The organism is Streptomyces sp. NBC_00691 (genome assembly GCF_036226665.1).
Taxonomy (GTDB): Bacteria; Actinomycetota; Actinomycetes; order Streptomycetales; family Streptomycetaceae; genus Streptomyces.
Genome location: NZ_CP109007.1, coordinates 8073272 through 8095553, shown reverse-complemented (window position 1 = coordinate 8095553; position 22282 = coordinate 8073272). Strand labels below are relative to the sequence as shown.

General features: G+C 70.4%; 22 protein-coding genes and 1 pseudogene. 4 read left to right on the top strand and 19 right to left on the bottom strand.

The features are described 5' to 3' along the window. Positions 1-60: 60 nt before the first annotated feature. Complete coding sequence (locus tag OG392_RS36195; RefSeq protein ID WP_329286660.1) at positions 61-678, bottom strand: VOC family protein; 618 nt, start codon at positions 676-678, stop codon at positions 61-63. Positions 679-1054: 376 nt separating this feature from the next. Between OG392_RS36195 and OG392_RS36190 the strand changes: the two genes are divergently transcribed. Then, positions 1055-1231, top strand: a complete 177-nt coding sequence (locus OG392_RS36190) for a CsbD family protein (protein ID WP_329286657.1) — start codon at positions 1055-1057, stop codon at positions 1229-1231. Between the two features lie 306 nt (positions 1232-1537). Here OG392_RS36190 and OG392_RS36185 read toward each other — a convergent pair whose 3' ends face one another. The 7 genes from OG392_RS36185 to OG392_RS36155 form a co-directional block, all read right to left on the bottom strand. Further along, entirely contained in the window at positions 1538-1867 is a 330-nt protein-coding gene (locus OG392_RS36185) for a helix-turn-helix domain-containing protein (protein ID WP_329286655.1), read from the bottom strand. Positions 1868-2632: 765 nt separating this feature from the next. After that, on the bottom strand, positions 2633-4144 hold the full coding sequence (locus tag OG392_RS36180; protein WP_329286653.1) for a DEAD/DEAH box helicase: 1512 nt from the start codon (positions 4142-4144) through the stop codon (positions 2633-2635). 248 nt (positions 4145-4392) lie between these two features. Continuing rightward, complete coding sequence (locus tag OG392_RS36175) at positions 4393-4596, bottom strand: cold-shock protein (protein WP_329286651.1); 204 nt, start codon at positions 4594-4596, stop codon at positions 4393-4395. 276 nt (positions 4597-4872) lie between these two features. Beyond that, positions 4873-5442 (bottom strand): SixA phosphatase family protein, encoded by a 570-nt coding sequence (locus tag OG392_RS36170; RefSeq protein ID WP_329286648.1) that lies wholly within the window; start codon positions 5440-5442, stop codon positions 4873-4875. A gap of 207 nt (positions 5443-5649) precedes the next feature. Beyond that, a complete protein-coding gene (locus OG392_RS36165; RefSeq protein WP_329286646.1) occupies positions 5650-5919 on the bottom strand; it encodes a hypothetical protein in 270 nt (89 codons plus the stop codon). A 132-nt stretch (positions 5920-6051) separates the two neighbouring features. Next, on the bottom strand, positions 6052-6318 hold the full coding sequence (locus tag OG392_RS36160; RefSeq protein WP_329286644.1) for a DUF4235 domain-containing protein: 267 nt from the start codon (positions 6316-6318) through the stop codon (positions 6052-6054). Continuing rightward, a complete protein-coding gene (locus OG392_RS36155; protein ID WP_329286643.1) occupies positions 6315-6779 on the bottom strand; it encodes a hypothetical protein in 465 nt (154 codons plus the stop codon). Before OG392_RS36155 ends, OG392_RS36160 begins: the two co-directional genes overlap by 4 nt. Positions 6780-7222: 443 nt before the next feature. Here OG392_RS36155 and ppk2 point away from each other — a divergent pair, with 443 nt between their 5' ends. Beyond that, positions 7223-8212, top strand: coding sequence for a polyphosphate kinase 2 (gene ppk2, locus OG392_RS36150; RefSeq protein WP_443055029.1), 990 nt, complete (start codon positions 7223-7225; stop codon positions 8210-8212). A gap of 24 nt (positions 8213-8236) precedes the next feature. Here the strand turns inward: ppk2 and OG392_RS36145 are convergent, their stop codons facing one another. The 4 genes from OG392_RS36145 to OG392_RS36130 all read right to left on the bottom strand — a co-directional run bounded on the left by OG392_RS36145 (position 8237) and on the right by OG392_RS36130 (position 12464). Next, positions 8237-8551, bottom strand: coding sequence for a hypothetical protein (locus OG392_RS36145; RefSeq protein ID WP_329286641.1), 315 nt, complete (start codon positions 8549-8551; stop codon positions 8237-8239). 160 nt (positions 8552-8711) lie between these two features. Then, the gene (locus OG392_RS36140) at positions 8712-10883 is read right to left on the bottom strand and encodes a xanthine dehydrogenase family protein molybdopterin-binding subunit (RefSeq protein ID WP_329286639.1); all 2172 of its coding nucleotides are present in this window, start codon (positions 10881-10883) and stop codon (positions 8712-8714) included. Between the two features lie 16 nt (positions 10884-10899). Continuing rightward, a complete protein-coding gene (locus OG392_RS36135) occupies positions 10900-11883 on the bottom strand; it encodes an FAD binding domain-containing protein (RefSeq protein WP_329286637.1) in 984 nt (327 codons plus the stop codon). Continuing rightward, a complete protein-coding gene (locus tag OG392_RS36130; protein ID WP_443055123.1) occupies positions 11880-12464 on the bottom strand; it encodes a 2Fe-2S iron-sulfur cluster-binding protein in 585 nt (194 codons plus the stop codon). The genes OG392_RS36135 and OG392_RS36130 overlap by 4 nt, the downstream gene beginning before the upstream one ends. 248 nt (positions 12465-12712) lie before the next feature. Here OG392_RS36130 and OG392_RS36125 point away from each other — a divergent pair, with 248 nt between their 5' ends. After that, complete coding sequence (locus tag OG392_RS36125) at positions 12713-14080, top strand: pyridoxal phosphate-dependent decarboxylase family protein (RefSeq protein WP_329286633.1); 1368 nt, start codon at positions 12713-12715, stop codon at positions 14078-14080. A gap of 164 nt (positions 14081-14244) precedes the next feature. On the opposite strand, the gene OG392_RS36120 is transcribed toward OG392_RS36125, so the two are convergent. After that, positions 14245-16680 carry a SpoIIE family protein phosphatase gene (locus OG392_RS36120; RefSeq protein WP_329286631.1) on the bottom strand — a complete coding sequence of 812 codons (2436 nt, stop codon included), beginning with the start codon at positions 16678-16680 and terminating at the stop codon, positions 14245-14247. 219 nt (positions 16681-16899) lie between these two features. Between OG392_RS36120 and OG392_RS36115 the strand changes: the two genes are divergently transcribed. Next, entirely contained in the window at positions 16900-17424 is a 525-nt protein-coding gene (locus OG392_RS36115; RefSeq protein ID WP_329286629.1) for an ATP-binding protein, read from the top strand. Positions 17425-17573: 149 nt separating this feature from the next. Here the strand turns inward: OG392_RS36115 and OG392_RS36110 are convergent, their stop codons facing one another. The 6 genes and pseudogenes from OG392_RS36110 to OG392_RS36085 all read right to left on the bottom strand — a co-directional run bounded on the left by OG392_RS36110 (position 17574) and on the right by OG392_RS36085 (position 22122). Beyond that, positions 17574-17978 (bottom strand): type II toxin-antitoxin system PemK/MazF family toxin, encoded by a 405-nt coding sequence (locus OG392_RS36110; protein WP_329286628.1) that lies wholly within the window; start codon positions 17976-17978, stop codon positions 17574-17576. 358 nt (positions 17979-18336) lie between these two features. Further along, positions 18337-19314 (bottom strand): SGNH/GDSL hydrolase family protein, encoded by a 978-nt coding sequence (locus OG392_RS36105; RefSeq protein WP_329286626.1) that lies wholly within the window; start codon positions 19312-19314, stop codon positions 18337-18339. A 148-nt stretch (positions 19315-19462) separates the two neighbouring features. Further along, positions 19463-19993 (bottom strand): annotated as a pseudogene (locus OG392_RS36100) (transposase). Between the two features lie 67 nt (positions 19994-20060). Further along, complete coding sequence (locus OG392_RS36095; protein WP_329286624.1) at positions 20061-20684, bottom strand: suppressor of fused domain protein; 624 nt, start codon at positions 20682-20684, stop codon at positions 20061-20063. Between the two features lie 100 nt (positions 20685-20784). Further along, the gene (locus OG392_RS36090) at positions 20785-21126 is read right to left on the bottom strand and encodes a hypothetical protein (RefSeq protein WP_329286621.1); all 342 of its coding nucleotides are present in this window, start codon (positions 21124-21126) and stop codon (positions 20785-20787) included. A gap of 324 nt (positions 21127-21450) precedes the next feature. Further along, on the bottom strand, positions 21451-22122 hold the full coding sequence (locus tag OG392_RS36085) for an SMI1/KNR4 family protein (protein ID WP_329286618.1): 672 nt from the start codon (positions 22120-22122) through the stop codon (positions 21451-21453). Positions 22123-22282: the final 160 nt, after the last annotated feature.

The window sequence follows — 22282 nt, the reverse complement described above, 5'->3', positions numbered from 1 at the left end:
CCGGCACCGCCCTTCTGTCGTGGTCGCCATGCTCGTACGGGCCCTTGGCCGGGGCGCCTCTCAGGAGGTCTTCTGGAGCTCGACCGCCGTGAACCGTGCCCCGTCCGGGTCCGCGAGGGCGACCGACCGGCTCGTGCGGGACGTCGTCACGGGGCTGACGACCGCACCTCCCAGGTCTCTGGTGGCCTCGACCGCCTTCTCCAGGTCCGGTACGGGGAAGTGGACGTGCCAACGCGGGCGGATCGCGGGGTCGGGGACCTCTTCGGCCGAGCCGCCGATCATGCGCGCCACGGTGTCGTGGCCTTTGCGCAGCACCACCTGCCCGTGTTCGTGCGACGCCACGCAGCAACCGGATCCTCCCCCTGCCCAGTCGAGAACCTCGCCGTAGAAGACCGAGGCCTCAAGGGCGTCGCGGGTGTGCAGTTCCAGTCGGGCCGGGCTGCCGTGACCCGTCGACCAGTCGGGTACCACCGCTCCCTGCCAGAACCCGAAGACCGCCCCCGCGGGGTCGGCGGCCAGTCCGGCCCGGCCGGTGACGAACGCGAGGGGGCCCACGGCCATGGTGGCCCCGCGTTCACGGATCCGTGCCGCCGTGAGGTCGGCGTCCGCGACGGCGAAGTACGGCGTCCACGCCACCGGCATGTCGAGACGCTCGGCCGGCGCGCCGATCCCCGCCACGGGCACCCCATGACGGAGAGCTACCGAAAACCCCTCCCCGAGGCCGCTGGGGCGGAATCCCCACCCGAGTACACCAGCGTAGAACTTCTGCGCGGCGGCAAGGTCCCGGGTCAGCAGGCTGACCCAGCACGGGGCGCCCGCGATCTCTTGGCTCGACGTCGGCACGGCCGTCGTCTCCCTCGGATCACTCGTGCGGAACAGGCTATTCCCACCCTAAACCCGCGAGGGCGTCGGGTCGCGAGGCGAACCGGCGCAGGGCGGTTCACGCACGGCACCTTGCCCGCGCACGGTGCGCGACTCCGGACTCGATGAGCGGAATGCCCATCTTCGTCCTATGTTGTCATCGACATTGCTTCCCACCCCAGAAGGACAGGTCATGGCTGACAAGGGCCGCACGGACAAGGTCAAGGGCAAGGCGAAGGAAACGGTCGGCAAGGTGACCGGCAACGACCGCATGAAGACCGAGGGACGGATGGACCAGGCCAAGGGCAAGGCGAAGGAAGCCATGTCCGACGCCAAGGACACCCTCCGCGGCAAGCGCGACGAACACTGAGCCATCCGCCGAGAGAAGGGTCCTCCCCGAAGGGGCGGGCCCTTCTCCCGCGACCGTCCGGGCGAAGCTCGATCCTGTCCTGGGAGCAGGGACCGTAGGGCTCGAAGCCGGCGCACAGGGCCTCATGGGGCGGGATTACACCCGGGACGTGTTCGGCTATCTCGCCGCCGGAGGGCCCTCGCGCAGCCAACGGGCGGGGGCGAGCACGCTGCGCGGGGCCGAAGAGGAGTCCATCCGCGATGGTTCCACCAGCAGGCACCGCAGACGGTGGATGGTCAGTCGAGGCCCACGGCGACCGGTCTCACCTCAGGCCGAGTCCGGCGGTGCCGATGCGCGGCGGTACTCCTCGTTGAGGCGCTGGGCCTCTTCGAGCTGGTCCTCGAGGACGATGATGCGGCAGGCGGCCTCGATCGGGGTGCCCTGGTCGACGAGCTCGCGGGCACGGGCCGCGATACGCAACTGGTAGCGGGAGTAGCGGCGGTGGCCGCCCTCCGAGCGCAGCGGGGTGATGAGGCGGGCTTCGCCGATGGCGCGGAGGAATCCCTGTGTGACGCCAAGCATTTCGGCGGCCCGGCCCATGGTGTAGGCGGGGTAGTCGTCGTCGTCGAGACGCCCGAACGAGTCATCTGCTGTCATTTGCACCTCTCTGCGAAACGCGTTGAGGGGCCCTGGTGCCGTACCGGCACCAGGGCCCCGAAGGAACTACTACACCACCTGCCGGCCCTGACACTGCGCCGGCGTTCTATGTCCGCGTACCCGACCGGAACAATGCCGGGGATGCGAGGATCGCGATTGCTTGACCGGAGACCACCTCACTATCGATGTCCTGCGGTACCCGGGTCACCTTTCCGCCCGGGCGATCCTGATGGCGTGGTTCCTCCGTTCTCCCTCGATGATCCACTACTTGCTACGGGTACTGCACACTGCACTCGCTCGGGTGCCGCTCCTGCCTTGACTGCGGTCCCTCGCGCGGCGGCCCCTGATGACCGCGGGCCACCCGGTCCGGCCGTCAGTCCCGTCGCCGACCTGCCACTTCCTGGCTTCGAAACTCCACCGCCGCACCGTTCCTGCGAACTGCGAACTGCGAACTGCGAACTGCGACCACCTGTACCGCATACTGGCGGATCTCTCTGCCAGGCTCTGCGGTCTCTCTGGGCTACGAGAGAAACCATAGTGAGGTCACCACCCAATGTCTACTACCGCCAAGACAGACTTTCGCGTGTCCGGTGGGCAGGTAATCGGCCTTGAGCAGTGACAACGAGAGAGGGCCCGCCCGGCGGATGCCGGGCGGGCCCTCTCAGCTGTTCGATCGTCAGTTCACGGCGTCGGGTGGTGCCGCGTGTGAACGGGCGTCACAGCGGGCCTCCTGGAGGGTGGGTCTGCTTCCGGACGGCGGGGCGCTCAGGCCGCCGATCCGGTGGCCGACCGCTGTCCGCCGACGCGCCGAGCGTCCGAGCCGGGACCGCGCCGGCCGCGGGAGGCCGCACCGCGCTTGCGCTGCTCGGTGGGCGGCGAGGTGATCGTCACCGGAATTCCGGTGGGGGTCCGCGCCCCGGTGATCCTGCGGAGCGCCTCCTCGCCGGAGCGGACCTGGGTCGTCCTCGGCGCGATCCCGGCCGCCACCATGAGGCGGGTCATGGCGCGGCGCTGGTTGGCGGTGACGAGGGTGACGACACTGCCTGATGCGCCGGCCCGCGCGGTACGGCCGCCGCGGTGCAGGTAGTCCTTGTGGTCGGTGGGCGGGTCCACGTTGACGACGAGGTCGAGGTTGTCCACGTGGATTCCGCGAGCCGCGACGTTCGTCGCGACCAGGACGGTGACGTGCCCCGTCTTGAACCGCGTGAGGGTGCGGGTGCGCTGGGGCTGCGTCTTCCCGCCGTGCAGGGCTGCGGCCCGGACACCGCTGGCGAGGAGGTCGTCGGTGAGGCGGTCCACGGCGTGCTTGGTGTCCAGGAACATGATCACCCGGCCTTCGCGGGCCGCGATCTCGGTGGTCAGCCGCTGCTTGTCGGCGCCGTGCACGTGCAGGACGTGGTGTTCCATCGTCGTGACCGCGCCCTGGGAGGGGTCGACGGAGTGGACGACGGGGTCGGTGAGGTAGCGGCGGACCAGGAGGTCGACGTTGCGGTCCAGGGTCGCGGAGAACAGCATCCGCTGGCCCTCGGGCCTGACCTGGTTCAGCAGGGCGGTGACCTGGGGCATGAAGCCCATGTCGGCCATCTGGTCGGCCTCGTCGAGGACGGTGATCGCGACCTGGTTCAGTCGGCAGTCGCCGCGGTCGATGAGGTCCTTGAGGCGGCCGGGGGTGGCGATGACGACTTCGACGCCGCTCCGCAGCGCGCTCGCCTGCCGGCCGATCGGCATCCCGCCGACGACGGTGGCCAGGCGCAGCTTCACGGCGCGGGCGTACGGGCTGAGCGCGTCGGTGACCTGCTGGGCGAGTTCCCGGGTGGGGACCAGGACCAGCGCCAGCGGCCGGCGGGGCTCGGCGTGCTGTCCGGCGGTGCGGGCCAGCAGGGCCAGGCCGAAGGCGAGGGTCTTGCCGGAGCCCGTCCGGCCGCGCCCCAGGACGTCGCGGCCCGCGAGGGAGTTCGGCAGCGTCGCACCCTGGATGGGGAAGGGGACGGAGACCCCCTGCGCGGTGAGCGCGGCAAGCAGGGCCTTCGGCATGTCGAGGTCGCTGAAGGCTTCGACGGGGGGCAGGGCCGGGTTGATGGTCTCCGGCAGGGTGAACTCACCCTGTACCGCTCCGAACCGACGGCCGAGACCGCCGGAGCGGCTCGGGCCGCTCGAACGGCTCGGGGCGGACGAGCCGAGGCGACTTCCCCGACCGGACCCGGCAGGAGTCTCGTAGGGACGGCCGCCGTTGCGGTGGCCTCGGGAGGAACGGCTGTCCGTGCGTGCGGGGTTCATTCAGAACCTTCCTCGATACGGCGCGTATCGAGGAATTCCGGAAGCGGATGAACAGCTTCGGGATTCGCAGGCACGGGCCGAGTGAAGCGTGAATTGCAGGATGCTTGGCCCAGGACGAATGAATCTCGGCACAAGCGGTCCGCTGAAAGCAGCAGCTGCGGTGCGGGTACGCACGGCCGCTGTGCACGCATGCAGCTGGGGCCCGCACCCCGAGGGATGCGGGCCCCAGCTACGTCGTACGGCGCGCGTCAGGCGGAAACGATGTTCTCGGCCGTCGGGCCCTTCTGGCCCTGCGCGATGTCGAAGGTGACCTTCTGGCCCTCCTGAAGCTCGCGGAAGCCCTGGGCCGCGATGTTCGAGTAGTGGGCGAACACGTCAGGGCCGCCACCGTCCTGCTCGATGAAGCCGAAACCCTTTTCCGCGTTGAACCACTTCACAGTGCCAGCAGCCATGTCATGTCTCCTTAGGGCAGTACGCCGGCATCCGTACCGTACGGATGCCATGTCGCCGCGATGATGCCCTCCGGAAAACGACCGGAAATACAAAGCAATTCCCGTGGCACGCGGCCGGCGGGAAGAGCCTGAAGTTTTCGGGTACCACAACTGCAACCGAGTTGGACGGTAGCACGTCACCGCAGTCCGCAGGCGCCGAGAAAGTCTCCCTGTGTGCCGCCGACAAATAACCTGTCTGCGATGGCCGCTAAAACCTCAGGCCGCGAGCACAGGTATTCATCGGCTCCGATTGAAGTGTTCGGAATCCTGCTCCCGGCCGGACGGGGACCAGAAGTCGATCAGGGTGCCTCGGCCCGGGGCCAGCTCGTCCCATCCGCCGTCGAGGTCCACGACGACGACACCCGCGGTGGGGAACGTCGCCCTCAAGGGTTCCAGGAGCTCCCGGGGCCCCTTGCCGCACAGGGCCGAGGCCAGTTGGTGGAGACCGGGGTTGTGGCCGACGAGGGCGAGAACGCCGAGGCCCTTGCCCCGATCGGCCAGCGTGGCGACCAACTCGTTCGGAGCCGCGTTGTAGATCCCCTCGTCGTACACGGTGGGCGGCCGGTCGGTCAGCGCCGGTTCGACGAGCCGCCACGTCTTGCGGGCTCGCCGAGCCGGAGAACAGAGCACCAGCTCGGGCCTGTACGGGGACCGCTCCAGCCAGTGGCCGGTCTCGGCCGCGTCGGCACGCCCCCGAGCGCTCAGCTTCCGGTCGAAGTCGTCCTTGCGCCCTTTGGGTTCCGCCTTCGCATGGCGCACGAGCAACAGCCGGCACGCGGCGCCGCTGTCGGCTCCCGAGGCAGCCACGTGGATTTCGGTTTGGGGCGACATGCTTTCCTCCCGGAGTGGCGATCTCAGATGATCAGGGCGATCGCGTGGACGAGGAAACCCGGATGCGGCGGGCTCGCCGCGGCCCGTGGGGAGCCGGGCCGAGCGGGAGGCTCAGGGGATGCCGCCTGCCGTCGCGGGCATGCGACCTGACGCTCCGGGCCGACGGGCGGCCGGGCGCTCGCATCAGTCCACCGGTTCGTCGACCTCGATGTGCGTGTGCTTCGCCTCGTCGGCGTCGCCCCGGCGTCCGGTTCCCGCCGCATCGGGCGCGGGCGCCTCGGAGTCGGGCCAGTCCGGTACGGGTATGGCCAGAGGATCCTCTCCGTGCTCCGCCTGCTGGTTCTGCGGGTCACGGGGCAGCGGCTCGTCCGCCTCGTAGCGCGAGGCCGTCTCACGGCGCCGGTCCGTCTTGTCGCGCCCGTCCGTCGCCTCGGGCTCCTGCTGGGTGGTCATACAGGTTCACCTTCCTCTGACGGCGTGGGCGAATGCCGTTCTTTCGCGGTCTCTCTCCCCGCGTCCGGGAGACCGCTGTCGGTCCGGACGGGTGCCGCCGCCGTCGTCGTACCGGACGGCGGCACCCGGGCGTCAGCTGGGCCAGGTTCCTGTTAGACGCCGCACCGAGGTGGCTCCGGCGCGGTCCACGGCGGCCTTGACGACCGCGAAGACCGCTCCTTGCAGTGCGGCCGCCAGCAGAATCTCTCGCCAGGTGCGTTCCTCGTCCATCGCGTCGGGGGCGTCGTCTTCGTGCCCGGCCCACTTCCACATGTGGTTGAAGGCGGCGCGGGCCAGGATGCCACCGGCGAGTCCGAACGCCAGGCCCACCGGGCGGTAGGCCAGTGTGGCGGTCTTCATCGATGCCTCCGGCTCCGGCGTACCAGCAGGAGAGCGCCGAGCACGGCGGCCCCCACGAGGAGCGGGGTCCGGTAGGTCCGCGTCGCGGCCGCCCCCTGACCGATCTTGTCGGCGAAGAGGTCCGGTGTCCGCTCGCTGGCGAACTGGCCCGCCCGAGCCGCCGTGCCGCGCAGCTGCGCGGCCGCGTGAGCCGCCTTGTCCACAGCCGGGTCGGGGGTCTTGTCCTTCGCCAGCTGCGCGGCGTGCTCCGCGGTCTCGCGGAGCTGGCCGGTGATGCCGGCGGCCTTCGCGGCGGCCTGCGTCCTGAGGTCGGCCGCCTTCTCCATGGCCTGGGCCGTCACGCCGTCCTTGGCGGACAGCGCGTCCGCGGTCTGTCCGAGCTTCTCACGGGTGTGCGCGACCATCTTGCGCAGTCTCTCGGGTGCCTGCCCGGATGCGTCGCCTCGCGTCTGATGACTCATCGGTGTGCCTTCTCCTTCATCTCGCGCGCGTCGAGCCGGGTGGTGCCGACGGCTTGTCGTGGAGAACCCGGTCCGTCCACGGTCTCGTGCGCGTTCCGCTGCCCGGAGCCCCGGGGCGAGTGCCGTTCGCTTACGCGCCTACCCCGTCATCGGCAGACCACCCGTGCACCACCCGGCTCGCGGTCCGTCCTGGTCTCAGGGCCGTCTCGGAGCCGTCTCCGTGCCATCGCCGGGGTCCACGGACGCCGATGGCCGCAGGTGTGCCCTCCGCTCCTGCGGCAGCGCCGTCGGTCACCACGACCGGGTGGACTCGCGGCGCACCCCGCGAACACCGCCGACTCGGCCGATGGTCCTTCATGATCGGGGAAGGATCCCTTGGAGAGGCCCGCTCCTGGCGGCAGGACCGGGTCCGCGGCCGACGACACGACAACGAGGTGATTGGTGTGACGGGAATCAGCGGCGCCGACGACCGGGACGCGGACCGGACGGATCTGCTCAGTGGCCTCAGCGTGGACGACACCAACCCCGAGCAGCCCGTTCTCCTCAGCGCCGAAGGCGCCCCGATCCGTACCTGGCGGGAGAACTACCCCTACGACCGCAAGCTGCGGCGGGGCGAGTACGAGCGGGCCAAGCGGATCCTGCAGATCGAGCTGCTGAAACTGCAGCGGTGGGCCAAGGACACCGGCGCGCGGGTGGTCGTCGTCTGCGAGGGCCGCGACGCCGCCGGCAAGGGCGGCACCATCCAGCGGTTCACCGAGCGTCTGAATCCTCGGGGCGCGCGCATCGTCGCTCTGGACAAGCCGACGGAGCGGGAAGCCGGGCAATGGTATTTCCAGCGCTACGTCGCCCACCTCCCCGGCCCCGGCGAGATCGTCTTCTTCGACCGCTCCTGGTACAACCGGGCGGGTGTCGAGCGTGTCCTGGGATTCTGCTCGGACGACGAGTACGCGCTGTTCCTACGCCAGTGCCCGGTGTTCGAGCGCATGCTGGTCGACGACGGCATCCACCTGGTGAAGTTCTGGTTCTCGGTGTCGCGATCCGAGCAGCGCACCCGGTTCGCGATCCGGCAGGTCGACCCGGTACGGCAGTGGAAGCTCTCCCCCACCGATCTGGCGTCGCTGGACCGCTGGGACGACTACACCACCGCCAAGGTCGACATGTTCAGGGCGACGGACACCGCGCACGCTCCCTGGACGGTCGTCAAGAGCAACGACAAGCGCCGGGGCCGCCTGGAGGCCATGCGCAGCCTCCTCCGGCGCATCGACTACACGAGCAAGGACCCCGCGGCCGTGGGGGAACCCGACCCGCTCGTCATCGGCGCCGCGGACACCCTCCTGGAGGCGGGCGAGGAGACGTCCACCCTCTCCCCCACGCCCCTGGCCCCGCGGCATCAAGGCCCGGGAGCCCACCCGGAGACGGACAGCGACATGTAGGCGCGACCGCCGTGACCCGGCCGGTCAGTCGGTCTCGCTCGCGATCTCCAGAGCCAGGGCCTGCAGGATCTGCTCGGTGGGCTCGCCGGACTCAGCACGGTCGTACGCGTCGGCCACCGTCTCGAAGGCGAGGATGAAGCCGCGGACCAGAGCACTGACCGGTTCCGTGAGCTGGGTCAGGACCGCGGCTCCGACCTCCACCGCGTCGTCGGTGTCGGGAACCAGGAACCGCGTCGGAATCACCTCGCCGAGCAGGTCGGAGACGTAGTCCTGAGCCACTCCCCCGCGCAGGGCCGTGAGCGCCGCGATTGCCTTGAGCTGGATCTCACTCTCCGTCATACGACGAGCGTAGGCATTGCGCGGCGGCATCGGCGCGGGCACGCCGATCGCCGGAACGCATATCGGTTGCGCGGCCTGCTCGGGCCGGCAGCCGCACGGCCACGCGTAGGGGGCGTACCGGTCCTCGCACCACCGTGTCCGACACCTGGGTCAGCCATGGTCAGCCGTGCAGGTGCGGGAGGAGCCGGTCCGGGGTCAGGGGCAGGTCCCGCAGACGTACGCCCACCGCGTGGTGCACGGCGTTCGCGATCGCGGCCGCTGTCCCCACGATGCCGATCTCCCCGATTCCCTTGCTGCCCATGGGGTTGAGGTGGGGGTCCTCCTCGTGGAGCCAGTGCGCTTCGAGCGTCGGCACGTCGGCGCAGACGGGGACGTGGTACGCGGCGAGGTCCCGTTCCGTGAAGTCGCCGAACGCGGGGTCGAGCGTGCTGCTCTCGGTCAGCGCCATGCCCAGCCCCATGGTCATGCCGCCGATGAACTGCGAGCGCGCGGTCCGTGGGCTGAGTACCCGACCCGCCGCGAAGACCCCCAGCAGGCGCCGTACCCGTACCTCCCCCGTCACAGTGTCCACGTCGACCTCCGCGAACTGCGCACCGAACGCGTGCCGTGCGTACGGGGACTCCCGGCCCGCCTCCTCGGCGGTGTCCGCCCGGGCGGTGAGGCCCTCGGGCGGGAGCGGGCCGGAGTGGGCGCGCACCATGCCTGCCAGGGCCGTGCAGGCCTTGTGGACGGCCCAGCCCCAGGACGAGGTGCCCGATGAACCACCGGCCAGGGGGGCGGTCGGCAACGTGCTGCTCCCGAGTTCCACGCGTACCGAGGCCGGCGGGACGCCGAGCGCTTCGGCGGCGATGTACGCGAGGACGGTCCGGGCGCCGGTCCCGATGTCGGTGGCGGCGAGCCGTACGAGGTGCGTGCCGTCCGGCGCGGCGTGCGCGGAGGCCGAGGAGGGGCCCAGGAGGTACGGGTAGGTCGAGGCCGCCACTCCGGTGCCGGTGAGTCGTCCGTCGGCTCGCCGTACTCCTGGGCGGGGGTCGCGGCCCTCCCAGCCGAAGAGGCGCGCGCCCTCACGCAGGCATTCCGTGAGGCCTCTGCTGCTGAACGGCCTGCCGCTGTCGGGTTCGGTGTCGGGCTCGTTGCGCAGCCGGAGTTCGACCGGATCGACGCCCGTGGCGACGGAGAGTTCGTCCATGGCGGCTTCGAGGGCGTACATCCCGGACGCCTCGCCCGGAGCACGCATCCACGAGGGCGTCGGCACGTCGAGGGCCACGACCCGGTGGCTCGTCCGGCTGTGCGGCGAGGTGTACATGGTGCGCGCGGGGACGGCGGCCTGCTCGACGAACTCCCTGACCGTGGAGGTCTGCGTGACGACCTCATGGGCGAGGGCGCTGATCACACCGTCCGCGTTCGCGCCGATGCGGACGCGCTGGACCGTGGGGGCGCGGTGACCGACGACGGCGGCGAGTTCGCGGCGCGGGAGTGACAGCTTCACCGGCCGTCCGAGGTGCAGCGCGGCCATCGAGGCGAGGACCGCCTGCGGCCTCGGGGTGCCCTTGGAGCCGAAGCCGCCGCCGACGTACGCGGAGACGACCGTGACGCGGTGCCGGGGCACCTGGAACAGCCGTGCGAGGACGTCTCGTACCTTCGTCGCCCCCTGGCTGGAGTCGTACACGGTCAGCGCGTCGTCCTCCCACCACGCGGTGGAGGCGTGCGGCTCCATCGGATGGTTGTGCTGGGCGGTCATGGTGTACGTGGCGTCGACGCGCACGGCCGACGTGGCGAAGGCCGCGTCGAAGTCCCCGCGCTCGCGCAGGGCCGGATGACCCCCGTTGGCCTCCTCGGGTGCGTAGAGACCGGGGTGGCCGGCGGGCGGACCCGGGTCGTGCTCCTCGGTGGCGTACTCGATCCGCAGGTCGTCGGCGGCGGCCCGGGCGTTCTCCAGGGTGTCGGCGATCACGAGGGCGACGTACCAGCCTCGATGGGGAACGTGATCGGTCTGGAGCAGGGTCAGCGTGGGGTCCTCGGCCTCGCCGAGACGGGGCGCGTTCGTGTGACTGAGGACGGCGTGGACGCCCGGGCGGCGCAGGAGCTCGTCGGCGTGGACGGCGGTCACCCTGCCCCGCGCGACGGTGGCGGGCACGGGGACGGCGTGGACGCAGCCGGGCGGGCTGTGCTCGGCGGCGTACCGCGCCGAGCCGGTCACCTTCTCCCTGGCGTCACGCCGGACGGCGTCGTCACGGCCGGCAGCGTCGTCACGACCGACGGCGCTGTCACGGCCGGCGGCATCGTCCTCGTCGGGCGCGGAGGGAACCTGGGGCGGGGAGTTCGTGGGCATGACGGTGGTCGGCTCCTCAGGGACGGGACGCGAGATCGGTGAGCACACGGACGGCGAGACCACGGGCGAGCGGCACCTTGAAGGCGTTGTCGCGCAACGGCTCGGCTGCGGCCAGCTCGGTGTCGGCGGCGCGTACCCATGTCTCCTCCGTGGCGGGAGCTCCCAGGAGGACCTCCTCGGCCGCACGGGCCCGCCACGGTGCGTGCGCGACCCCGCCAAAAGCGAGGGCGGCGTGCCGGACGACTCCGTCCTCGACCGTGAGGGCGGCGGCGACGGAGACGAGCGCGAAGGCGTACGAGGCGCGGTCGCGGGCCTTCCGGTAGGCGCTGTGGGTTCCGGTGGGCGGCGGGAGCGTGACCGCCGTGACGAGTTCGCCGGGTCGGACGACCGTGTCGTGCTCCGGCGTGTCACCCGGCAGCCGGTGGAACTCCGTGAGGGGTACGGTGCGCTCGCCGTCCAGGCCGATGAGGTGCACCCGGGCGTCGAGGGCGGCGAGCGCGACGGCCATGTCCGAGGGGTGGGTGGCGACGCATCGCGTGGAATGGCCGAGTACCGCCAGGTCCCGGTGGACGCCCTCGCGGGCAGGGCATCCGGTTCCCGGCGCGCGTTTGTTGCAGGGCTTCGAGGTGTCCTGGAAGTACGGGCAGCGCGTGCGCTGGAGCAGGTTGCCACCGGTCGTGGCGGCGTTGCGCAGCTGTCCGGAGGCTCCTGCGAGGAGTGCCTGCGACAGCGCGGTGTAGCGGGTCCGTACGAGCGGATGGGCGGCCAGGTCGCTGTTGCGGACGGTCGCCCCGATGCGAAGGCCGCCGTCGGGGGTCTCGTCGACGCCGTCCAGCGGGAGTCGGCTGATGTCGACGAGGAACGGCGGGTCGGCCACTCCCAGCTTCATGAGGTCGACGAGGTTGGTGCCTCCGGCGATGTACTGGGCGCCGGGGTGTGCCGCGTACGCGGCCAGCGCCTGGTCGGTGCGGTCGGCACGGAGGTAGGCGAAGGGCTTCACGAGGCGACCTCCTCGATGGCGTCCACGATGTTCGCGTAGGCGCCGCAACGGCAGATGTTGCCGCTCATCCGCTCGCGGATCTCCTCCGGAGTGAGGAGCTCCGGGCCGCCGCCGGCCGGGCGGTCCGGCGGTGTGACGTGTGAGGGGTGCCCGGCGGCGGCCTCGGCCAGCATGCCCACGGCGGAGCAGATCTGGCCCGGTGTGCAGTAGCCGCACTGCAGGGCGTCGCGGGCCACGAACGCCTCCTGAAGGGGGTGGAGGCGATCGTGGCCCGCGAGGCCCTCGATCGTGGTGACGGGCTCGTCGCAGGTGACGGCGAGCACCAGGCAGCTGTTGATCCGCCGGCCGCCCACGAGCACCGTGCAGGCGCCGCACTGGCCGTGGTCGCAGCCCTTCTTCGCACCGGTGAGGTCCAGGTGCTCGCGCAGGGCGTCGAGCAGGGTCGTACGGTTGTCGAGCCGTAGCTCGTGCGTGTTCCCGTTGATGCGGAGCGAGACGTACGACGTGGAGTCGGGCTGTCGCCCGTCCGCCCCTCGTTCACGCGCTGTCCGGCTTCCTCTGGTCGCCCCGGTCTCGTCCACGGTCCTCGCTCCTCCGACGGCGATGGGGGTCACCTGCTGGCCGTCGTCTCCTTTGCCGACTTCCCCGGCTTCCCGGGATTCCTCGCCGAGAGTCCCGCTCGTCCGCCGAACGGCGCAGCGAACGGCCCTCGCCGAGCCGCCCCCCGTGGACCATTCGGATCTCGCAACGGCACCGCTCCCCGGATCTCGTGACCGGCCGACCCCCGGTCGGCTTGCGGGGCGGCGGCGACCGTCGCATAGTCCGAGATATGGACGCGCGTGAGGCGGCGCTCCGACAGGCGTACGAGCAAGCTGTCCGGTGGCTGGCGAGCCTGCCCGACCGGCGGATTCCCGCCCGCGCATCGGTCGAGGAGGTCGTAGGCGCGCTCGGTGCCGAACTGCCAGCCGGCCCCTGCACGCCCGCCGACGTCGTCGACCTGCTCGCCACGGCCTGTGAGCCGGGGCTCACCGCGTTCCCCAGCGGTCGCTTCTACGGGTTCGTGGTGGGCGGCACCGAACCGGCCGCGCTCGCTGCCGACTGGCTGGTCAGCGCCTGGGACCAGAACTGTGTGATGCGCAGCGTCTCACCCGCGTACTCCGCGGCGGAGGAGATCGCCGGTGCCTGGTTGCTCGATCTGCTCGGCCTGCCGAGGGACAGCTCCGTAGGCTTCACCACGGGGGCGACGATGGCGAACTTCACCTGCCTCGCCGCCGCGCGGGACACGGTGCTGCGGCGCACCGGCTGGAACGTCGCCCGCGACGGCCTCACGGCGAGCCCGTCCCTCCGTGTGATCGCCGGCGAGTCCCGGCACATGGCCATCGACCTGGCCTTGCGCTACCTCGGGCTCGGCCGGCCCGACCTGGTGGCGGCGGACGATCAAGGACGCATCGTGCCCGAGGCCCTGCGGAAGGCGCTGACGGCCGGCGGACAGGGCCCCACGATCGTGATCCTCCAGGCCGGCGACATCCATTCCGGCGCCTTCGACCCGTTCGCCGCGAGCATCCGCGCGGCGCGCGAGGCGGACGCCTGGGTCCATGTCGACGGCGCGTTCGGACTGTGGGCGGCGGCCTCGCCGCGCTACGCCCACCTGACGGCGGGCTGCGCTGACGCGGACTCCTGGGCGACGGACGCCCACAAGACCTTGAACGTCCCCTACGACTGCGGACTCGCGATCGTGCGCGACGCGTCCGCGGTCCGGGCGGCGATGAGCGATCGCGGCGACTACCTCATCCAGCACGAGCACGGCGACCCCATCGACAAGGTGCCCGAACTCTCGCGGCGCGGCAGGGCGTTCACCGTGTGGGCCGCCCTCAGGTCCCTCGGCCGATCAGGTGTCTCCGACCTCGTCGAGCGGCTGTGCCGCCACGCCTCCGCGTTCGCCACCGGCATCGCCGAGATCGACGGCGCGACCGTCCTCAACGAGGTCGCGTTCACACAGGTCTGCGCCGAGTTCGGCAGCGACGGACGCACCGACCGCGTACTCGCCCGGCTGCTCGACGACGGCACCGCGTGGATCAGCGGCTCCACCTGGCGCGGCCGACGCGTCATGAGGATCTCGGTGAGCAACTGGTCGACCACCGACGACGACGTGGCGCGCACACTCGACGCCATCCGGCGCGCGGCCGCGGGAACCTGACGGCGACCGTCGACTCCACCCCTCACACACCCCTGAGCGCGCGGACTGAAACTGGTCCGAGGGGATGCCGGAGCCCAGGAGATGCCGGGGCCCAGGGGATGCCGGGGCCCAGGGGATGCCGGGGCCCAGGAGATGCCGGTCGGGCGGCGGTCGCTCCCGGCGGCTCAGATCTCCGCCCACACCGTCTTGCCGTCGTCGGAGTGGCGCACGCCCCAGTTCTTCGCCACGGTGGCGCAGATGAGCAGTCCGCGGCCGCCTTCGTCGACGGCTCTGGCGTGCCGGAGATGCGGGGCGGCCGGGCCGGTGTCACTGACCTCACAGATGAGCCCTGTCGAGCCTGCTGAATCCGATGGATCCCGCACATCGCGCGCATCCGGCAGATCCGGTGGATCCGGCGCCTGCGCGATCAGCCGGAGCGTGATGGGGGCCGCGCCGTAGCGGATGGCGTTGGTGACGAGTTCGCTGGCGACGAGCGCCACCGTGAACGGGTCGGCGGGGTGTCCCCACCGCCGTAGGCACGACTCGACGTGACTCCGTGCCGTGGCGACCTCCGAGAAGTCGAAGGGAATGGTCCACTGGGCCAGTTCACTCGCCGGCAGATGGCGTGTGCGGGCGACCAGCAGCACGCGGTCGGGGGCCAGGAGCCGGTCCACGTCGTCCGCCATCGCCTCCGGGGTGCGTCCGGGGTGGACCAGGGCGTTGACGACGGCTTCCGTCGACGGGCCGTCGTCGACCGAGGCCGCCGCGGAGGCCATGCAGAGGATGCTTCCCTCGGGCAGGAAGAGTGAGGAGCAGGCGAAGGGCGGCCCCTCGGCTCCGAGCAGGGGGCCGTCGTCGACCGCCTTCGTGGCGACCGTTCCGTCGGGGTGGACGACGACGAACAACGAACGGCCGGCCCGCGCGATGTCCAGCCGCCCCCCGACCGGGTCGTGCACGGCGACCGTGCAGCTCGCGCTCGGCACTCCCGCGTCGGACGGATCCTCCTGTTCGGAGGCGAGCCGGAGGGTGGTGGCGTGGAGCCGTGCGAGCAGTTCGTGCGGGTCGAGATCGAGGGTGGTCAGACTGTTCACGGCGGTGCGCAGCCGGCTCATGGTGGCGACGGCACTCGGCCCCGCCTGCTCGACCTGGCCCACGACGAGCGCGACGCGCGCCCCCGGAAGCGGGATGACGTCGAACCACGAGCCGGCGCCGCGGCCGCCGGACCGATGCCGCTGGGCGACTTCGACGGCCCGCTGGGTGACCCGCTCCTGGCGCAGCGGCCAGCTCTGCAGCGCCGTCATCACGATGTGTTCGCGGGTGAAGCGCAGGGCGTTCTCCAGGCAGGTCACCGTACGGGCTGCCATGCCGTCGACGAGGTCGAGGTCCTCGGGTCCGTACGATTCGGCCCCCGCCAGCCGATGAAAGGCGACGGCACCGAAGATCTGCCCGCGAACCGCCAATGGCGCCGCGATACCGGTACCGGCGTGGAGTCCACCCGGCGCCGACATGACCGAAGAGGCGGTCGCTGACAGGGCGGCGCCGAAGACTCCCGGCAGCAGGATGGCCCCTGCCTCCGGAACAGCCAGGTTCACGCCCGCCCTCGTGCCCGCGCTCCCGGCCGCCGCACAGCGCAGGAGCGGAACGCTGTCCCGTGCCTGCAGGCCGGGTTCCTTCCCCCGCATCACGGCGTCGGTCAGCGCGACCACCGCCCAGTCGGCGAAGCCGGGCACCGTCACCTCGACGAGTTCACGGGCCGTGCGCTCCACGTCGAGACTGGAGCCGATCCGTTCGCGGGCGCTGTGCAGCAGTCGAAGCCGGGCCTGTGCGCGTTCGCGTTCGGTCACGTCCGTGCTCGTGACGACCAGGCCGAGTACGTGCCCCGCGTGATCCTGGAGCCGGTGCGCGGAGACCGAGAAGACCCGCCTGCTCCGCGGATCGGTGGGTGGAATGCTCGTGACGCGTCGTTCGATCACCGGGCGTCCCGTGGCGAGGATCTCCCGCAGCACCTCCTCGTTGAAACGAACCCCGGCGGGCGCGTACGCGTCCGCAGCCGGCAGTCCGACCATGGTGTCTGCCTGGAGACCGAGCACGCCGATGGTGACAGCGTTCACGCGGACGATACGCAGATTCGTGTCCAGGACATGGAGTCCCACGTCCGACTGAGCGAAGACCGCTTCGAGGATGGCCTCGTCCCAGACACCCCTGCGGCTGTACTCACTGTCGGTGGCGTCCGGTTCCGGTCGGCCACGGCGCTCAGGGCTGCTGCGGCCCCTTTGTTCGCGGGACCCCTGTTCGCGGGGCACTTCGGGGTGTCCCTTCACCCGTCCCTCCCACCCGTCAATGAGTCCGGACACCAGGCCAGGCCGAAGTGTGCGGCCGCGCTGGACGACTCGGCGCAGCCCTGATCCCGAGCCTCGCCCAGGGCGGGCACGTTCAGCGAGGTGGACTAGACCGTTCGAGTGAACGGGGCGGCCGGCGAGAAGAAGGTGGCGTCCCCGTCGGCGGACGGCACCGTCCCGGGTGGATGACGCACGACGCCGGCGCGGCGTACGCCCGTGTGATGTCCTTGCCGGCCCAGTCGCCCTCCGCCCCCTGCACGACGATCCCGTCGGAGTGCCCATGGACCTCGGGTGCCGTGAAGACGGCGGCTCCCTGATCCGTGCCGGCGAGAGCGATCAGTCCGTCAGCGGTGCCGAAGGTGATCTGCGGGCGGTTGCAGATCAGGACTCCGTGGGGAGCCGCCTGCCGAGGTCACGCTCCAGCACCCGGGAACGCCGAATCAGGACCGGTTGGCGACTGTGCCTGCTCCCTCGGTCAGCACGAGGTTAGGGTTGTGCCCCATGATCGTATGGCTCAACGGCACCCATGGCGCGGGCAAGACGACGACCAGCGCGCTCGTGCAGCAGTTGATCCCAGATTCACGGGTGTTCGACGCCGAGAAGGTCGGCGAGACGCTCATGGACGTCACGCCGGGGCTGCCGACGACGGACAACTTCCAGCATTGGCCCCCGTGGCGGCCCCTCGTCGTCGAGACCGCCCGCCACCTGCTCGACTACACCGGCGGCACGCTGGTGATGCCCATGACCGTCCTGGTCGAGCAGTACTGGCGGGAGATCAGCAGGGGGCTCGCGCAGTACGCCATTCCGGTGCGGCACTTCGTTCTCCACGCCGACCAGGACACCCTTCGCGGCCGTATCGCGGGCGACACCGTCCTCGGCCCCGACTCTCCGTTCCGCCTCAGACACCTTGAGCCCTACGCCGAGGCGGCGCGTACATGGCTGCACGCCGAGGCGGAGGTCGTCGACACGACGCACCTCACACCCGCCCAGGCCGCCCTGCGGATCGCACAGGCCGTCAAGAGTTGAGGTCCGCCTCCGCGTGAACCGCGCTCAGGATTCATCCTCCAGGCGATCTCCGTCTCCCGGCGGGGCTGGTACGGGCCGCCGGTGAAGGCGCGCAGCGGGCTACGCCTGCCTGACGAAGGCACTGATGTCGGCGCTTCGAGTGATGTTCTCTACCCGGGTTCACCGCGACGGAGGGCATCCCTCATCTCCCTGAGCTTCGCGGTCGTGGCCGGGGTCCCCTCCTGCGCTTGATCAGCGAGTCGGAGGGCGTCGTCGATCTCGTTGAGCTTCAGGGAGGACAGGACGGCAGCCCGCTCGATCAGGTCGTCCCGGGACACCGTGGTCAGCCACGTGCACGGGGTGAAGCCCGGACGCGAGAACGCGAGCCGCAGCACGCCCTCGAACGGCAGTCCTTCACCGGCGCCGACCCTCACTTCGATGCCCAGACCGCTGAGGTCGACGCCTGCCGGAGTGACGACCTGCATCACCCGGATCCCGGCCGGCTCGTCTCCCGACAGCAGTACGACCAACCTCCGCTCGTCGAACTGGACCCACCAGACTTCGCCTCCAGACACATGACGGCGGGCAGACGCCGCGCGACCCTGACGGGCTGTGGAGACGGTGCAGCCACCGTTGATCATCGGTGGGGGAAGACGGAAGATCATGCAGTGGCCGCAGGTCGCAGGGTAGACCCTGCCCACCGGCAGGGCCGCATGAGGGCCTGATGGACCGGATCGCGGGCGGCCCGGTTCCGCACGGGTCGAACCCCGAAGCCGGGTCGACCGGCAGCGGCGGGGCCCTTCTCCGGGCCTGAGCTAGGGCCTGCCTCTCAGAGGCGAGAAGCCGGATTGGGGGTGGGTTTGGGGTGCAGGGTTGGCCTCTTGACTGGTGCCGAGGCCAGCCCTGCTGGATTGCCTTGAGGGTGGTGGGGGGTCAGCTCCCGTCGATGGCGTTCAGCATCGCTTCTTCGACATGGTCGGCGGCGTTGCGGTGGCCGAGGGCGTTGGGGTGTACGAAGGACGGCTGGCCAGAGGAGGTGAAGATGCCTTCGACCCACTTGGTGTCGTCGCAGACGCTGTGGTTCTGGGAGGAGGTGTAGAGGTCGACGAAGCTGGCGGCTTCCTGGGTGCCGGTCGAGTTCTCGATGGTCGTGTTGAGGGGTTCCAGGACGTCCTGGCGCAGCCAGTCAAGGTCCCCCTGGGTGATCGTGTAGAACTTCGTCGGGTCGCCGTAGCCGCACTTGGAGGTGTCCTTGGGGATGACCGTGGGGTAGCCGACGGCCAGGATCTTCGCCTTCGGGCCGCGCTCGTGGAGCACGGTGAGCATCCGGTCGTAGTCCTGGCGCACGTTCTTCAGCCGGGCGGGGATGCCGGCGGCCAGGGCGTCCTTGCACGGGGTGCCCGCACCTTCCTCGCTTTCGCCGCCCAGCCTCATGCACTGGTTGATGAGGTCGGCGAAGCCGAGGGTGTTTCCGCCCACCCCGACGGTGATGACGTCGGTGTCGGCGCCCACCGCCTCGGACTGAGGAGGCACCGCGGGGAAGGGGTAGTCCGGGTCCTCGGAGAACGGCGGCAGGTGACGGCCGATCGGATTCTGGGCCGTGTCGGTGACGTTGTTGATGGTGGCGGCGCCGCAGCTGACGTTGGTCAGCTCGAAGGCACCGGAGAGGTCCCGGTCGACGACCTGGGGGTAGGACCGCTCGGTGCGCTCGCAGCCGTCACGCGGGAATTCGAAGTTTTCGCCCGCGGCCTGGATGACTCCGGCGGTGTAGGAGTCGCCCAGGGCGACCCACTGCGGATCCTCGGCCGCGAAGGCGGGCTGGGCTCCGACGAGCTGGGAGGGAAGGGCGGCGGCGGCGGTGAGGGCTGCGGCGGACCCGAGCAGGGCGAGATGGGTACGGAAGCGTGCCACGACATCTCCAAAGTGGGGGGTGACGATTCCACCCCGACCATATACGCAGAGTTAGCAGTTGTATCCACTCCGTCACGTTAAGTATTCTTTTGGGGCATCTCCAGGTGATGCTCACCCGTTTCCCGCCCACTGTCTGGTATGAGCGGTTTCAGCCCCGACTCCAGATGCGGATGGCGGCGCCGTGGAGCGCGGCCTGATAAGCGACGGCCGGCTTGCAGGTACGCATCGCCAGGCCACGCCCCTGCTTGAGCCGGTTGATGCAGCGCTCGACCTCGCCGCAGACGGTGGCCCACCTGGTCCGATGGCTGGGGAATCACGGCACGGATTCCACGCCGGCGAAGGTGACTTCGGATCGCGGGAGACGAGTACGCGCGGTCGGCCAGAACCGTGTCAGGGCGAGTCCTCGGCCTTCCCGGCCCCTTTCGCGGAACACGAATGGCCGCCATGACGGCCTCGAAGACCGGCGCGTCACCTGCCTGGCCAGGTGTCACCCGCAGAGCCAGGGGGCGCGCGATCATCACTGGCGAGGTGAACCTTCGCACTCAGTCCGCCGCGGGAGCGTCCCAGCGGGTGGTCGGCGGGTTCAACCCGCAATGGCCTCCAAAGTGCGGCGGTGCTCAACCCATCGCCGGCCCCGAACCGGATCAGCCGGCATCAACGGCTCGACCCGATCCCACATCGCATCAGTGATCACCAACCGGACAGGCACATCCGATCAACCGACGAACAGAGCAAGGAGACACGCTCTAGACCACGGACGGGCGGTGCGGGTCGACCGGGTCGATCTCCCGCTCATCGAACAGGCACTCCAGGGCCTCAAGGCCGTGTTCGCGACGGTGATCCTTCTCCGCCTTGGTGATCGGCAGCAGCCACAGGAGTCGGGCGTGGGCCGTTTCGTCCCAGGCGCAGACCTCGAAGTCGGGGCCGTACGGGTACGGCAGGCTGATCAGGTAGTGGTCGCACGTGGAGTCGTCGAGCCACGGCCGGCCGATGGGAACCGTGTGCCCGACGTCCAGTCGCTGATGGTCGGGGCCGCAGTGGTAGTACGCGTTCACGGTGAGGCTTTCCCGATTCAGCCAGTCGTCCCGCGGGGCCGCGAGGAAGAACTCCGCCCCGTGCCCGCCCTCCTGGGCCGCGGCCCAGCAGCCCGACGTCACGTATACCCACCACCCGCCCGGCCTACCGGGATGGATCCGGAACACGCGGAACCCGGGTACCCGCTCCTCGATGGGCCCATCGACGCCCGGCAACTCGTCGATGACCTGCCCGGGAAAATGCCGCTGCAGGTGCGCTCGCAGGGCCACCCGGGCGGCAAGCAAGGAATCGGAGGACACGCCCCCATCATGGCAGCCGCGCGGGTTGTCGGCCACGAAGGGGCTCCGCGCAGGGAGCGGAGCCGGCTCTCACTCTCTGACGGGTCGACACCTGACCGTCGCCCACCAGGAGCGTCAACCGTGGTGCCGCGCGAAGTCAAAACCCACGCTGCGGAGGAACGTCTGACCGCACGAGGCGGACTCGCGTGGCCGGTATGCGGTCAGGTAGGTAGACGAATCCGTTGCCGTTGTCGAGGAGCAGTCCCTCATCGATGCCGTCCACGGACCAGAGATCAGCCGGCCCACCGGTGTTGTTTATCTGCAGGAAGAACTCTGCGTCCTCCTCACCTCGGCAGACGAAGATCCCCTCCACCTCGGGGCGGCGGCTGCCGGCGATTCCCCGTGCGGCGCCCATCCGGCTCCAGTCCAGGCCGTGCCGCGCGATCGACTGCCGGTTGAGCACGGACGAAACATGGAGGAAGTTCGATGTATCAAGCACGTCAGGAGTATAGGAGGCAGTGGGTTCCTCCTCAGGTTGAGGAGGTCAGCTCCAAGGTGAGGGCTGCCTTTGCCAGGCCGGTGATGCAGGTGGTGGTGCGGCGGAGCCTCCGTAGCAGGCACCCCGGTGAACGGGGCTGTCCAGGACGCTTCCGCTGCAGTCATCGCACCAGCCACGCGGAGATCGTCTCAGGCCCGTTGCTGCGCCCTCGTCGAGCCGACGTACTGGGGACGGATCTCTCCCAGACACGCAAGCGCTACTGGGCGATCGACTCCTGACCCGGCTTTCGCTCCTCCAGGAGTGTCCTCAGGCTCGCCAGGTCGCTCACGACGTCGAGCGTTCGGCGTGGCGCAGCCAGTCGGTGTACCAGTGAGCGAAGGTCACCGGAGTGCCGTCGTCGGTGCGAAGGGGGGCGAGGTCGGCGTCGTCCGCGCGGGCGTCGGTCCACATCGTGCCTCGATGCTCGCCGGTGATCACCAGCCAGTCACGCAGGGCGCAGCCACGGTGGGAGATGACGATGGCACCGACGGTGCGCTCGGGGTCGAACATGACCGCGCCCCAGCGCTCGTCCCAGGCCTCGTAGGCCTCGTCGAACGCTTCGACTTCGTCGAAGTCCTCTTCCTCAGGGCACTGGGCCGCCAGTTCCTCCAGTAGCTGCGGGTCCGGTCCCCGCTCGGGAAACGGTTCGGCCAGGCGGGACAGGTCTGCCAGTTCGGCGCCGTCGCCTTCCCACTGCCAGCGGCCTTGGACGCGCCGCACCGGGAACACGCCATAGGCGGGACCGGCGCCACCCGCTCCCACGGACAGGAGGAACGTGCGGAACTCCTCCGGCAGTCTCACCTTCATCTGCGCCTCGAGCTCCGCGAGATCGTCCTGGCTGAGCGGCTGCTCCAGCACCCATTGGTGCCCCAGGGCCCCGAACACCTCGCTGCTGGTGGGGGCCGCACTCAGAATCTCGACCCGTTGGCGGATGCCCGCCCATCGCTGATCAGTCATGCGCGAAAGATAGGCGCCGCCACTGACATCGAGGTCGACGAGTGCGCATACGGCGGGGGCACTCCGCTGAGCGAGTACCGCCGCAGCCGTGATGGGTGGCTCGCCCAGGAGGTCTCGCTGGACGGCCTTCTTCCGATTGCAGGCAACGGCAGGAGCGACA

Coding starts and splice junctions, on each gene's coding strand:
- OG392_RS36185 (WP_329286655.1), bottom strand. CDS start 1,867: ATGACAGCAGATGACTCGTTCGGGCGTCTCGACGACGACGACTACCCC.
- OG392_RS36145 (WP_329286641.1), bottom strand. CDS start 8,551: ATGACGGAGAGTGAGATCCAGCTCAAGGCAATCGCGGCGCTCACGGCC.
- OG392_RS36180 (WP_329286653.1), bottom strand. CDS start 4,144: ATGAACCCCGCACGCACGGACAGCCGTTCCTCCCGAGGCCACCGCAAC.
- OG392_RS36120 (WP_329286631.1), bottom strand. CDS start 16,680: ATGGGCACTCCGACGGGATCGTCGTGCAGGGGGCGGAGGGCGACTGGG.
- OG392_RS36165 (WP_329286646.1), bottom strand. CDS start 5,919: ATGACCACCCAGCAGGAGCCCGAGGCGACGGACGGGCGCGACAAGACG.
- OG392_RS36155 (WP_329286643.1), bottom strand. CDS start 6,779: ATGAGTCATCAGACGCGAGGCGACGCATCCGGGCAGGCACCCGAGAGA.
- OG392_RS36085 (WP_329286618.1), bottom strand. CDS start 22,122: ATGACTGATCAGCGATGGGCGGGCATCCGCCAACGGGTCGAGATTCTG.
- OG392_RS36160 (WP_329286644.1), bottom strand. CDS start 6,318: ATGAAGACCGCCACACTGGCCTACCGCCCGGTGGGCCTGGCGTTCGGA.
- OG392_RS36125 (WP_329286633.1), top strand. CDS start 12,713: ATGGACGCGCGTGAGGCGGCGCTCCGACAGGCGTACGAGCAAGCTGTC.
- OG392_RS36140 (WP_329286639.1), bottom strand. CDS start 10,883: ATGCCCACGAACTCCCCGCCCCAGGTTCCCTCCGCGCCCGACGAGGAC.
- OG392_RS36115 (WP_329286629.1), top strand. CDS start 16,900: ATGATCGTATGGCTCAACGGCACCCATGGCGCGGGCAAGACGACGACC.
- OG392_RS36175 (WP_329286651.1), bottom strand. CDS start 4,596: ATGGCTGCTGGCACTGTGAAGTGGTTCAACGCGGAAAAGGGTTTCGGC.
- OG392_RS36190 (WP_329286657.1), top strand. CDS start 1,055: ATGGCTGACAAGGGCCGCACGGACAAGGTCAAGGGCAAGGCGAAGGAA.